9 protein-coding genes and 2 pseudogenes are annotated in these 13,057 nt (G+C 72.6%); 3 read left to right on the top strand and 8 right to left on the bottom strand.

Features of this window, described 5'->3' with window-relative positions; translation table 11 throughout:
* Both KBX53_RS07290 and KBX53_RS07285 read right to left on the bottom strand, forming a co-directional pair.
* Positions 1-415, bottom strand: a 415-nt coding sequence (locus tag KBX53_RS07290; protein WP_210858217.1) for an adenylate/guanylate cyclase domain-containing protein, incomplete at its 3' end; no start/stop codon positions are given.
* A gap of 152 nt (positions 416-567) precedes the next feature.
* Positions 568-783, bottom strand: a complete 216-nt coding sequence (locus KBX53_RS07285; RefSeq protein ID WP_210858216.1) for a zinc ribbon domain-containing protein — start codon at positions 781-783, stop codon at positions 568-570.
* A 37-nt stretch (positions 784-820) separates the two neighbouring features.
* On the opposite strand from KBX53_RS07285, the gene KBX53_RS07280 reads away from it, so the two are divergent.
* The 3 genes from KBX53_RS07280 (at position 821) to KBX53_RS07270 (ending at position 6,779) form a co-directional block, all read left to right on the top strand.
* Positions 821-2,320 (top strand): lytic transglycosylase domain-containing protein, encoded by a 1,500-nt coding sequence (locus tag KBX53_RS07280; protein ID WP_210858215.1) that lies wholly within the window; start codon positions 821-823, stop codon positions 2,318-2,320.
* 72 nt (positions 2,321-2,392) lie between these two features.
* Positions 2,393-3,409, top strand: a complete 1,017-nt coding sequence (locus tag KBX53_RS07275; RefSeq protein WP_210858218.1) for a GNAT family N-acetyltransferase — start codon at positions 2,393-2,395, stop codon at positions 3,407-3,409.
* A 91-nt stretch (positions 3,410-3,500) separates the two neighbouring features.
* Positions 3,501-6,779 (top strand): lamin tail domain-containing protein, encoded by a 3,279-nt coding sequence (locus tag KBX53_RS07270; RefSeq protein WP_210858214.1) that lies wholly within the window; start codon positions 3,501-3,503, stop codon positions 6,777-6,779.
* A gap of 64 nt (positions 6,780-6,843) precedes the next feature.
* On the opposite strand, the gene KBX53_RS07265 is transcribed toward KBX53_RS07270, so the two are convergent.
* The 6 genes and pseudogenes from KBX53_RS07265 to KBX53_RS07240 form a co-directional block, all read right to left on the bottom strand.
* Complete coding sequence (locus KBX53_RS07265) at positions 6,844-7,359, bottom strand: helix-turn-helix transcriptional regulator (RefSeq protein WP_081883737.1); 516 nt, start codon at positions 7,357-7,359, stop codon at positions 6,844-6,846.
* Positions 7,360-7,897: 538 nt separating this feature from the next.
* Positions 7,898-8,881 (bottom strand): porphobilinogen synthase, encoded by a 984-nt coding sequence (hemB, locus tag KBX53_RS07260; protein ID WP_210858213.1) that lies wholly within the window; start codon positions 8,879-8,881, stop codon positions 7,898-7,900.
* Positions 8,882-8,901: 20 nt separating this feature from the next.
* Positions 8,902-10,482 (bottom strand): uroporphyrinogen-III synthase, encoded by a 1,581-nt coding sequence (locus KBX53_RS07255; protein WP_210858212.1) that lies wholly within the window; start codon positions 10,480-10,482, stop codon positions 8,902-8,904.
* Positions 10,479-11,447 (bottom strand): hydroxymethylbilane synthase, encoded by a 969-nt coding sequence (gene hemC / locus KBX53_RS07250; RefSeq protein ID WP_030329749.1) that lies wholly within the window; start codon positions 11,445-11,447, stop codon positions 10,479-10,481. The genes KBX53_RS07255 and hemC overlap by 4 nt, the downstream gene beginning before the upstream one ends.
* A pseudogene (locus KBX53_RS07245) lies at positions 11,444-12,788 on the bottom strand (glutamyl-tRNA reductase). The gene hemC and the pseudogene KBX53_RS07245 overlap by 4 nt, the downstream one beginning before the upstream one ends.
* Positions 12,785-13,057: pseudogene (locus tag KBX53_RS07240) on the bottom strand (redox-sensing transcriptional repressor Rex); the annotation flags it as partial. The pseudogenes KBX53_RS07245 and KBX53_RS07240, both read right to left, overlap by 4 nt.

Raw genomic sequence — 13,057 nt, 5'->3', positions numbered from 1 at the left:
ACGCCGTGCAGAGCACCTGTCCGCCGTGCGCGGCGGCGGCCACCCGGGCGGCCCGGTGCACCTCGGGGCTGGCGTACTCGCCGTCGCGCGGCTCGGCGTAGCCGGTGTGCAGGCCCATCCGCACCCGTGGCGCGGCTTCGGCGGTGGGCCAGTCGTGGCTGGCCAGTGCCCGCTGGGCGGTCAGGCACGCGGTCATCGCCGCGGTGGCGTCCTCGAAGGCCAGGAAGAACGAATCGCCCTCGGTCAGCAGCTCCGCGCCACCAGTGCTGGCCAGCGTGCGGCGCAGCAACCGTCGATGCTCGGCGAGCACCGGGCGGTAGTCCGGACCCAGCAGCTGGGCCAGCCGGGTCGAGCCCTCGATATCGGTGAACACGAAGGTCACCCAACCGCTCGGGAGCTGGATCCGTGGCGACATGCGAGGAACCTCCGCCCGTGACGTCGGGTTCATGCTGCCTGAGTTCGAGCGATCACGCATCGTGAGAACGGCCGGGCAGATGCCGCCTCAACGTGCCACTCGGACCCGATCCCGGCAAGGCCGGACCATCAGGCGGCGGCGAATTGGCCCGATCAGCAGCCGCAGGCACCGCCGCAGCAGCCACCGGCGGCGGGGGTCCGGGCACCACCGACGGCACCGCCCCGGCCGGTGACCGCGACCGCGGAAAGAAGCTTGACCGTGTCGGCGTGTCCCTGTGGGCAGTTGGCCGGCTCACCGGCAGCCACCATCGGACGGTTGACCTCGAAGGTGTCGCCGCAGGCGCGGCAGCGGAACTCGTACCGGGGCATGCCACCCAGCGTACGTGGATCTGGCGGTTGGCGGAGTATGGGTGATACTCAACAGGTGGTGGACGGCGAGGACGACACGCGTGTGCAACCGTTACGACCGGCCGCGCCGCTGGAGGGGCCACTCGAAGGTTCGGGGGCCGCGCCCGATCCGGTGCGCGCGGTGCCCCGCCCGCGCCGTCCCTGGCTGAGCGGACGTTCGAAGGGCGCGACGGCCACGCCACCGGCCACTGTGCCCGCCTCGCCGACGGCGCCCGAGGTCAACACCGAGGCCCCCAGGACCGAGGCGGCCAAGGCGGCGACGCCCAAACCCGCTGGCGCAAAGACCGGGACGGTCAAGGCAGACGACGCAAAGATCGAAACGGTCAAGGCCGAGGAAGCAAAGGCCGAGACCGCGAAGGCTGAGACGCCCAAGGCCGACAACGCGAAGACCGAGACGGTCAAGCCGGACGACGCGAAGACCGAGACCGCGAAGGCCGAGACGCCCAAGGCCGACGACGCGAAGACCGGAGCCACCGCCGGTGCGACGGATCTGGCGAAGACCACTGTGGATGAGCTGCCGGCGGTGCCGGCGTCCGGCCCGGCCCGTCGGCGACGGGTGCAGTTCGCGCACGCGGTACGTGTGCCGCCGCGCCAGGCGGCAGCAGCCGCCGCGCGGGCCACCCGGGCCTGGGCCGGCCGGCCCAGTGGTCGGCTGACCCTGCCCGGCGTCTTCCTGCTGGCGCTGGTGGCGGCGACCGCCGCGGCGGGTGCGCTGCTCGTACCGGCCACGATCCGCGCACCGCGTCCGGTGGCTGTGGACGCCTCGGCCGCGCCGGGCGCTGTCGCACCGACGGCGGCACCGTCCGGCCTGCCCACCGGCCCGTTGCCCACCGGGCCACTGCCCACCGGCCCGTTGCCCACCATCCCACTGCCCAGCGGCGGTTTGCCCGGCACCGGGCTGCCGACCGGCACGGTGACCGGCGGCCGCCCGTCGGACGCCCTGGCCGGCTGGGCGCAGCAGGTCGGCGCCAAGGTCGGCGTCCCCCCGGTCGCCATGCAGGCGTACGGCTACGCCGAACTGGTCCTCGCCCAGACCAACCGCAGTTGTGCACTGAGCTGGACCACGCTGGCCGCGATCGGTCAGGTCGAATCGGGGCACGGCTCGGCCAACGGCGCGCGGTTGGGGCAGGACGGCAAGGCGCTGCCCCCCATCATCGGGCTGCCGTTGGACGGGAAGGAGGGTCGGATGCGGATCATCGACACCGACGACGGCGCGCTCGACGAGGACCGGACCCTGGACCGCGCCATCGGACCGATGCAGTTCATCCCGACCACCTGGCAGGAGATCGGCGCGGACGCCGACAACGACGGCCGCAAGGACCCGCACGATCTGGACGACGCCGCCCTGGCAGCGGGAAATTACCTCTGCAAGGGTGGTCGGAACCTCAGCATCCCGGGCGACTGGTGGAACGCGATCCTCTCCTACAACGATGTACGGCGCTACGCCCAGGACGTCTACGACACCGCGAACCGGTACGGACGGGCCAGTCGGTCATGAAGTGATCGTCTCGATACGTTGGAGAACTGGACACTTCCCCCAGGCCTCTGTTAGCGGCAAGCTAGACGGGTGATGGTGCGCGAGTGGGACCCCAGGACCGCGTCGTCCGCCGAGATCGCGTCGCTGTTGGCCACGCTGAACGCGGTCCTGGCGGCCGATCTGCCGCAGGACCCGCCCTGGCGGGAGACTTCGCTGCGGGAATACCTCGCCGAGGTGATGCCCGGCGAGCGGCGGATCTCCTGGATCGCCCAGGCCGAGCCGACCGCTGCGGGCGACACGGGCAAGGTGCTCGGCCAGGTGCACGTCCTCCTTCTGGGTGACATCGGTGTTCTCGAGGTGCTGGTGCACCCGTCCGTGCGGCGCACCGGCCTCGGCCGTGACCTGGTGTTGCGTGCCGCCCGCCGGGTCTACCAGGAGGGCTTCCAGTCGATCGGGGTCGAGGTGGTCGGCGACACGCCCGCCGTCGGGTTCTACGAGTCGCTCGGCTTCACCCGGGAGTACGTGGAGACCCGCAGCGTGCTCGACCTGACCGCGGTGGACTGGGCCGAGCTGGCCGAGATGGCCACCGGCATCAGCGCGGGCTACCAGGTGGAGTTCTTCCCGGGCGGGCCGCCGGACGACCTGCTCGAGGCGTACGCGCGGGCCAAGGCCGAGGTGCGCGACGTCGACGACGGCGAGTTGCGCCCCAGCTCGTACGACCCGGAGCGGCTGCGCGACAGCCTCGACACGCTGCACCGGCGGGGCATGAAGCCGTACATCGTGCTCGCCCGGCACGAGCAGAGCGGCGAGGTGGCCGGCCTGACCGAGGTGGTGGTGCCGGCGCAGCACCCGACCCGCGCCGACCAGTACGACACGATCGTCGCGCAGGATCACCGGGGCTACGGCATCGATCGGGCGATCAAGGCCAGGATGCTGTTGGAGCTGCGTTCCGCCGAGCCGGAGCTGATCGAGGTGCAGACCTGGAACGCCCAGGCCAACGAGGCGATGCTCAAGGTCAACGCGGAGCTGGGCTACCGGCCGGACCGGGACTGGTGCGAATACAGCGTCGACGTCGCTGAGCTGGTGCACCGCCTCGATCCGCCACGGTGAGGAATTCACGAAACTGTCCATTAGGGGATGGACGGTGGACAGTCGCGCACCTTAACGTGCGTTGACCCCGTCCACCCATCGTGGAGGCCCTATGCGCCCGCGCCGCTCAATCGCCGCGCTCGCGACCGCCACCGTCGCCGTGACTGTCACGGCGCTCGGCGTCGCACCCACCGCGGCCAGCGCCGCGCCCACCGACCTGTTCATCTCGGAGTACGTCGAGGGTTCGTCGAACAACAAGGCGATCGAGCTGTTCAACGGCACCGGTTCCGCCATCGACCTGACCGCCGGCGGCTACCAGTTGCAGCTCTACTTCAACGGCTCCACCACGGCGACCACCATCGCCCTGACCGGCAGCGTGGCGGCCGGCGACGCGTTCGTGTTCGCCAGCGCCTCGGCCGGGGCCGCCATCCTCGCCCAGGCCGATCAGACCACCGGGGCGAGCCTCTTCAACGGCGACGACGCGATCGTGCTGCGCCGGGGCAGCACGGTGCTCGACTCGGTCGGGCAGGTCGGCGTGGACCCGGGCACCGAGTGGGGTGCCGGCGTCACCAGCACCGCTGACAACACCCTGCGCCGGATGCCGGACGTGACCGCCGGTGACACCGACCCGTCGGACGCGTTCGACCCTGCCACCCAGTGGGCCGGCTTCCCCGTCGACACGTTCGACGGGCTGGGCGCGCACACCGTGGACGGCGGCGGCCCGGTCGACGTACCGGCCACGCTGACCTGCGGCGGCGCCCTTGTCACCGCCGCTGGCACGGCGGCGAGCCGGGAGGTGACCGGCACCGACCCGGACGACACGATCGTCGACCTGGCGGTGACGGCGGTCAGCCCGACGCCGACCGTCGGTTCGATCACCCGTACCGCGTTCACCCCGGCCGACGGGGTGGGCGGCACCGCCCGCGCCACTGTCGGGGTGAGCGCCGATCTCGCCGCCGGGGCGTACACCGTCACCCTCACCGCGACCGACGCGGGCGGTGGCACCGCCAGCTGCGCGCTGGCCGTGCAGGTGACCCGGGAGCTGACCGTCGGCGAGGTGCAGGGTCCGACCACCGACGCCGAGTCCGGGCCCGCCGACCGGTCACCGCTCGCGCCGGCGAGCGGCAACGGCACGAGCAGCACGATGTACGACGTCCGCGGCGTGATCACCCAGTTGACAGTGGCCCGCACCTCGGCCGGGGCGGATCAGCACGGGTTCTTCCTGCAGAGCCGCGTTGGTGACACCGACGGCGACCCGACCAGCTCCGACGGGATCTTCGTGTTCATGGGCGCGTTCACCTCGCTGATCGGCGGTTACGTGCCGACGGTCGGCGACGAGGTCGTGCTGCGGGCCCGGGTGTCGGAGTACTACAACTTCACCCAGCTCTCCGGCGCGTCGCTGGTCCGCCGGATCGGCGGTGGCCTGGCCGTGGACACCGCTGTCGCGGTGACCGACGCGGTCCCGCCGGCCGTGCTGACCGACGCGCAGCGCTTCTGGGAGCGGCACGAGGGCTCCCGGATGCGGATCCGCGCGGGCAGCGGCGCGGTGAGCGGCCGGGACGTCTTCTCCTCCACCGCCGACGCGGAGCTGTGGGTGGTCGACCGTGACGACCCGCTGTTGGACCGCGCCGACCCGTACTCCCGGCGGGTCTTCCGCGACTCGCACCCGCTGGACAACGACCCGGCCCGCCGCTTCGACGACGGTAACGGCCAGCGGACGCTGCTCGGCAGCATGGGTGTGAAGGCCACCGCCGGGGACAGCGCCGCGCTGCTCCCGCCGGCGCACACCTTCGACACGCTGCGGGCGGACGCGGTGGGCGGGGTCTACTACTCGTTCGAGAAGTACGGCGTCCAGGTCGAGCGGGCGGAGTTCGCCGCCGGGGCCGACCCGTCGAAGAACAACCCGCCCAAGCCGGCCGACCGGTCCCAGGAGGTGGCAGTGGCCACCTACAACGTGGAGAACCTGTACGACTACCGGGACGACCCGTTCGACGGCTGCGACTTCACCGGTAACGCCGGCTGCCCGGGTGTCACCCCGCCGTTCGACTACGTCCCGGGCAGCGAGGCGGAGTACCGCGAGCAGTTGGCGGCGCTCGCCGACCAGATCGTCAAGGATCTGCACGCGCCGGACCTGATCCTGGTGCAGGAGGCCGAGGACCAGGACATCTGCACGGTCTCCGGGGCCGCGTTGAGCTGCGGCGACACCAACAACGCCGACGGCGCTCCGGACACCATCCAGGAGTTGGCGCTCACGGTGGCGGCGGCCGGTGGGCCCGCGTACGCCGCCGCCTATGACCGCACCGGCGCGGACGCCCGGGGTATCACCGCCGCGTTCCTGTACCGCACGGACCGGCTGTCGTTGGCCGCCGCGACGGCGAACGACCCGCTGCTGGGCTCGGCACCGACCGTTCAGTACCGGGCTCCGGGCCTGCCGGCCAACGCCGACGTGCAGAACCCGAAGGCCCTCAACGCGGTGCTGCCGTCGGATGTGGACACCTCGACCGGCCGGGACGGGACCAACGTCTTCACCCGTGCCCCGCAGTTGGGCAAGTTCAGCGTTGCCGCCGCGCCGGGTTCCGCCGAGCGGTTCACCCTGTACGCGCTCAGCAACCACTACTCGTCGGGGCCGGACAGCCGGGTCGGGCAGCGGCGGGAGCAGGCGCGCTACGGTGCGGCGATCGTCACCGCGATCGAGGCGGCCGACGGGTCCGCCCGGGTGGTCTACGGCGGGGACCTGAACGTCTTCCCCCGCCCGGACGATCCGATCGCGACGGGTGACCAGCCCACGCCGTCGGACCAGCTCGCCCCGCTGTACGAGGCGGGCCTGCACAATCTGTGGGACAACCTCGTCGCGGACGTGCCGGCGTCGGCCTACTCGTACAGTTTCGAGGGACAGGCGCAGACACTGGACCACCTGTTCGTGAACGACGCGTTCTACGGCGACCTGGTGCAGGTGCGGGCGGCGCACATCAACGCCGACTGGCCGGCGGAGTTCACCGGCGACGGGTCACGGGGTTCCAGTGACCACGACCCGCAGGTGGCCCGGTTCCACTCCCGTGCGTCGTTGACGGTGGCCGACGCGACGGTGGTCGAGGGCGACCAGGGCACCCGGCAGCTCACCTTCACCGCCACCGTGTCGCGGCCGTTGTCGCAGCCGGTGCTGCTCTGCGCGGCCACCGTCGGCGTCACCGCGCAGGCCGGCTCGGACTTCGACCCGTACGCGGGCTGCAAGGCGCTCGCCGCCGGGCAGACGTCGGTCACCTTCCCGGTGACAGTGCGCGGTGACCGCAAACGGGAGTCGGACGAGAAGGTGACGTTGCTGGTTGCCGGCGTACCCGGTCTCCGGCTGGCTGATCCGCTCGCGGTCGGCACGATCATCAACGACGACTGACGTCGCGCGTTCCGGCGAGGCCCGTCGACCCGTACCGGGTCGGCGGGCCTCTCTCGTGCCGAGGTCAGAGCACTCCGCGCGGCGGCCAGGGCGGCGGGGACAGGTGCCGGTTCTGGGCCACCCGCACCTCCCACTGGCTGCGCCGACGCATCGCGTCCCGGACCTCCCGATTGCGGTAGAACGTCTCCGGCGGGCGGGCCAGCCCGTAGATGTCCGCCCACCACTCCCCCAACTCGGGGTCGAGGATGGTGTCCAGGTGCGATGGGTAGCGGCGCTCCGCGCCGTTGCGGGTGTCCTGCCAGTCGCGCATCGGTTTCAGCACCCGGCCGAACTCGTCCACCACTGCCAACCGGCAGCCCACCACCGCGATGATGCGCCGGAGCAGGACGATGCTCGGCACCATCCGGCCGGCCTCGATTCGGCCGATGGTGGCGTGGTGCACGCCCGCCCAGCGGGCCAGCTCACGCTGGCTGAGGTCAGCGCGACGGCGGACCGCGCGGACGATACCGCCGGCCGGCCAGGGCACGTCGGAAGGCTCGCTGAGGAGGACCGGCTCGGCTGCGGCTGACGAATCGCTCATGCCGTCACCGTCCCGCCTGGCGGAGCCTGCCGCAATCCCGCCGGCCGCGCCTGTGGACAACGAGCCGGCCTGTGGATAACACCTTGTACCGCCGACCACTGTCCGTGTTGGCGACCTCTGGCAGCGCCATCATTACTTTGTGTCATGGATTTCGCGCCGCCTGGTCCAGTCGACCCGGCAGGCAGCGACCGAAACCGGCCAGACCAGGCAAAACTCAACCCTGGCCACCAGACCCCCAACCGCAGACCGTGTCCTTTGCTCTGCAGTTCGATATGCACCGCTAACGGACCGTGGGTGTCGCCGTCATGGGTGCAGAGCAAAGGGGGAATAGAGGGAAGGCGGGTCGGCTGGGCTGGTCACGCTGAGTAGGTCGACGCGACGAATGGCCAACGCGTACGAGGGCCGAAGAAGCCTGGCCGTCATGGCCGAGAGGCCCGGGACTCCGCGCGGCCGGCTGGGCGAGCCCTTACGGCCCGGCGCGCCCGAGGAGGCCGCGTGGCCAGGCCAGGGGCAGAGTCAGTCAGGGGCAGGACGAGCGTCAGTAACGCTCGCGCAGAAGCTGGGCGGCTTCGACCGCCCAGTAGGTGAGGATGACCTGCGCGCCGGCCCGCTTGATCGAGGTGAGGGTTTCCAACATCACCCGCTCCCGGTCGATCCAGCCGTTGGCGGCGGCCGCCTCGACCATGGCGTACTCGCCGGAGACCTGGTAGGCGGCGACCGGGACGTCCACCGCGGCCCGCACCGCCGACACCACGTCGAGGTAGGGCAGCGCCGGCTTGACCATCACCAGGTCGGCGCCCTCGGCGACGTCGAGCGCGACCTCGCGCAGCGACTCCCGCAGGTTGGCCGGGTCCTGCTGGTAGGTGCGCCGGTCGCCCTCCAGCGCCGACTCCACCGCCTCACGGAACGGGCCGTAGAAGGCGGAGGCGTACTTCACGGCGTACGCCAGCACGGAAACGTCCTGGTACCCGGCGGCGTCGAGGGCCTTGCGTACCACGCCGACCTGGCCGTCCATCATCCCGGACGGCCCGACCATGCCGACCCCCGCGGCGGCCTGGGCCACCGCCATCTCGGCGTACGCGGCCAGGGTGGAGTCGTTGTCGACAGCGCCGTCGGGGGTGAGCAGCCCGCAGTGCCCGTGCGAGGTGAACTCGTCGAGGCACAGGTCGCTCATCACGACGGTGGCGTCACCCACCTCGGCCACCACGTCCCGGATGGCCACGTTGAGGATGCCGTCCGGGTCGATGCCGCCGGAGCCGGTCGGGTCCCGCTGTTCCGGTACGCCGAAGAGCATGATCCCGCCGACACCGGCCTGGACGGCCTCGACCGCCGCCTTGCGCAGCGAGTCCCGGGAGTGCTGGAGCACCCCCGGCAGCGACGAGATGGCCCGGGGCTCGGTGAGCCCTTCCTTGACGAACATCGGCACGACCAGCTCGGCCGGGTCGACCCGGGTCTCGGACACCAGGCGGCGGACCGCCGGGGTGCGGCGCAGCCGGCGGGGCCGGATCTCGGGGTACGACATGGAAGGGCCTCCTCGAACGACTACCGGAAGCGCAGGGCGGTCGGGCCCTGAACCTTCGAGCCACGGCGCTGCTTGGCCGGCATGGCGGCCAGCTTCTCGCGCAGCTCGACGGCGTAGGCGGCGAGCGCCTCCACCAGGTCGGGCACCGAGGCGTGCGGCGGCTGGACGTCGACCCGCAGGCCGAACTCCGTCGCGGTCTCCGCCGTCTTGGGCCCAATGACGGCAACAACGGTCCGGGCGTGCGGCTTCCCGGCGATACCGACCAGGTTGCGCACGGTGGACGACGAGGTGAAGAGCACCGCGTCGAAGCCACCCGACTTGATCGCGTCGCGGATCTCGGCGGGCGGCGGCGCGGCCCGCACCGTCCGGTACGCGGTCACGTCGTCGACCTCCCAGCCGCGCTCGGTGAGCCCGGCGGCGAGCGTCTCGGTGGCGATGTCGGCGCGCGGCAACAGCACCCGGCCCACCGGGTCGAGGATCTCGTCGTGCGGCGAGAACTCGGCCAGCAGACCCTCGGAGGACTGCTCGCCGGCGGGGATCAGCTCCGGCTGGATGCCGAACGCGCGGACCGCGTCCGCCGTCGCCTCACCGATGCAGGCGATCTTGACGCCGCCGAAGTGCCGGGCGTCGAGGCCGTGCTCGGCGAACTTCTCCCACACCGCGCGGACCGCGTTCACCGACGTGAAGATCACCCAGGCGTACCGGCCGTCGACCAGGCCCTTGACCGCCCGCTCCATCTGGGCCGGGGTACGCGGGGGCTCGACCGCGATGGTCGGCACCTCGCACGGGATCGCCCCGTACGCGCGCAGCCGGGCGCTCATCGCGCCGGCCTGCTCCTTGGTGCGGGGTACGAGCACCTTCCAGCCGTACAGCGGGCGGTTCTCCCACCAGCTCAGCTTGTCGCGCTGCCCCACCCCGACACCGACGGTGAGCACCACCCGGCCGGTGAAGCCGAGCGCGGCGGCCACGAAGCTGTCCACCGTCGACGTGGTCGTGTACTGGGTCTCGCCGGTGCCGTCGCCGGTCACCCCGACACCGGTGGTGCCGTCGACCCCGGCGGCGAGCAGCCCGTCCCGGACGGCGGCGAGGTCACCGGCGTCCACGGCGAGCGCGAGCGAGCCCCGGCCGACCGCCGTGGCCAGCGCCTCGAAGTCCAGCGCGCTGACGTCCTCGACGTCGGCGGCGGTACGCACACCCGGCAGCGGGACCCCGGCGTAGGTGGCCACACCCTCGGCCTGGCCGACGCCGGGCACCACCTCGAAGTGGGCGGCGGTGCGGGCCACCGCCTGCACCTCCTTGACCACCGAGTCGTGCCCGAACGGGTCGCCGGCGACCAGGTGCACCGCGTTCAGCCCGGAGCGGGCCGCGGAGATCAGCACCTTCGCCACATCCCCCGGCGCGCCCTCGGCCGGGGTGAACTCGGCATCGTCGGAGGCCTCGGCACGCACGACGGCGAGCAACGACTCGGGGACTCCCCGGGCGTAGATCACCTGGTCGGCGTCGACCAGGGCGTCGTGGGCCCGACGGGTCAGCAGGCCCGGGTCACCGGGGCCAGCCCCGACGAACGCGATACGGCCGACGGGCTTACGGGTGCGGGTCATTCTGTGCTCCCAAATTGCTGGGTCCCCGGGCCGGTGTGTCCTTCGTGGCCGAGGATCGAGTCGGCGCCGAGGTCGAGGAGTTCGGCGGCGAGTGCCTTACCGATCTCCGCCGCGTCGGCGGGCGTTCCGGTGCGGGACAGCCGGAGGTCACGAGTGCCGTCCGGGCTGATCACCGCCCCGCGCAGGTAGATCTCATCGCCGGTCTCGCCTTCGGCGAGTTCGGCATAGGCGGCGACGGGTGCGCTGCACCCGGCCTCCAGGGTTGCCAGAAACGCGCGTTCCGCGGTGACCGCGGCACGCGACGGTGCGTGGTCGAGCAGCGCGAGCAGCCCGACCAGGTCCTGGTCGTCGACCCGGCACTCCACGGCCAGCGCACCCTGAGCGGGGGCGGGCAGCATCAGCATCGGGTCCAACGTCTCGGTGATCACGTCGGTCCGGCCGATGCGGGCCAGACCGGCCCGGGCCAGGACGATCGCGTCGAGGTCGGCGTCCGGACCGAGCACCCGCCCCAGGCGGGTGTCGATGTTGCCGCGGATCGGGGTGACCTCCAGTTGCAGGCCGAGGGCGTGCAACTGGGCGATCCGGCGCAGCGCGCCGGTGCCCACCGTGGCACCGGGCGGCAACTCGGCGAGGGTGCGGCCGTCGCGGGCCACCAACGCGTCGCGCGGGTCCTGCCGGGCCGGCACCGCCGCGATGTGCAGCCCGCCGGCGCCGGCCGTGGGCAGGTCCTTGTACGAGTGCACCGCGAAGTCGATCGTCCCGGCGGTGAGCGCGTCGCGCAGGGCGGAGACGAACACCCCGACGCCCAGCCGGTGCACCGGCGCGGTGGAGCGGTCGCCCGCGGTGACCACCTCGACCAGCTCGACCGGGCGGCCGGTGGCGGCGGTCACCGCCTCGGCGACCTGGCCGGACTGGGCCATCGCCAGGGTGCTGCCCCGGGTGCCGAGGCGCAGGGGGGCGGTCATCGCGCACCTCCGGTTGGTGGGGTCGGTTCGGCGGTGTCGGCAGCGGACACCGGGCCGGTGCCGGGGAGCGCCAGGCCGAGGTCGGGGGTCAGCACGTCGGGGACGGTGTCGACCGGTGAGGTCTGCGGCACCTCGAGGTCGAACAGCTCGCGCAGCAGTGCGGCGTACTGGTCGCCGCCGGGCTCCGCGGCCAGCTGGCGGACCTTGACGGTGGGCTGGTGCAGCAGTCGTTGCACGACCCGGTGCACGGTGCGGGCGCAGCTCGGCGCTGACCACGTCGTCGGCCCGGCCCCGCAGCGCGGCCACGGTGGGCGCCACGTCGGCGCCGCGCAACCAGGTGAGGAAGCCCTCCACCTCGCCGAGCACGATGCGTTCGACGGCTGCGGCGTCGGCGGCCGCCGGACCGTCGGCGAGCAGCCCCGCCATCCGGTCGATGTCGATCACCTCGACGCCGGGCAGCTCGGCGACGCCCTCCTCGACGTCGCGCGGGACGGCCAGGTCGAGCAGGACCAGCGGGCCCCGGGCCGGGTCGCGTTCGGCCAGCGCCGTGGTGACCACCGCCCGGGTGAGGACCGGTTCAGTGGACGCGGTGGCGGCCACTACGATGTCCACTGTGGAGAGAGTGTCGGCCAGCTCGGTCATCGGCGCGGCGCTCGCCCCGTACGACTCGGCGAGGCGGACGGCCCGGTCGGCACCCCGGTTGCTGACGATGAGCGGCCCGGCGCCCAGCCGGGACAGCGTGGCCACCCCGAGCGAACCCATCGCGCCAGCGCCGACCACCAGGGCCGGACGACCGACGAGGTCACCGTCGAAGTGCCCGGCGGCCAGCTCCAGCGCGGCGGTGACGACGCTCTGGCCGGCCCGGTCGATGCCGGTCTCGGCGTGCGCCCGCTTGCCGACCCGCAGCGCCTGCTGCATGAGCTCGTGCAGCAGCCGGCCGGCCGAGTCGGCGCCGGTGGCCCAGTGGTACGCGTCACGCAGCTGGCCGAGGATCTGCGCCTCGCCCACCACCATCGAGTCCAGACCGGTGGCGACCCGGAAGACGTGGTCCACGGCAGCGGTGTCGTAGTGCACGTACAGGTGGCTGGCCAGCGCCGTCGGCGAGCTGCCGGCCTGCTCGGCCAGCACGGCGCAGATGTCGCCGAGCCCGCCGTGGAAACCGGACACGGCGGCGTACACCTCCACCCGGTTGCAGGTGGAGACGATCACCGCCTCGGCCACGTACGGCTGGGCGACCAGGCGGTCCAGGGTGCGGGTGAGGTCGGCGGGGGGCACGGCCAGCTGCTCCAGCGTGGCGACCGGGGCGGTCCGGTAGGACGCGCCGACGACAAGCAGTTTCACGTGCCGATCGCCTCCTGGGTGTCGGTGGCCGCGAACCCGCCGGGCAGGGCGGTGAGAGCGGACCCGCCGGTGGCGGGCAGCGCGGTCAGCGACGCCTTGCGGTGCTCGTGGAAGGACAGAATCTGCAGCTCGATGGCGAGGTCGACCTTGCGCACGTCGACCCCCTCCGGAACCGAGAGTACGCACGGCGCGAAGTTGAGGATGCTCGTCACGCCGACGGCGACCAGTTGGTCGGCGACCTGCTGGGCGGCGGCTGCCGGGGTGGCGAT

This window comes from Micromonospora sp. M51, from assembly GCF_018070305.1.
Lineage (GTDB): Bacteria > Actinomycetota > Actinomycetes > Mycobacteriales > Micromonosporaceae > Micromonospora > Micromonospora parva.
The sequence above is the reverse complement of the archived record's forward strand: the minus strand, read 5'-3'. Positions and strand labels throughout refer to the sequence as shown.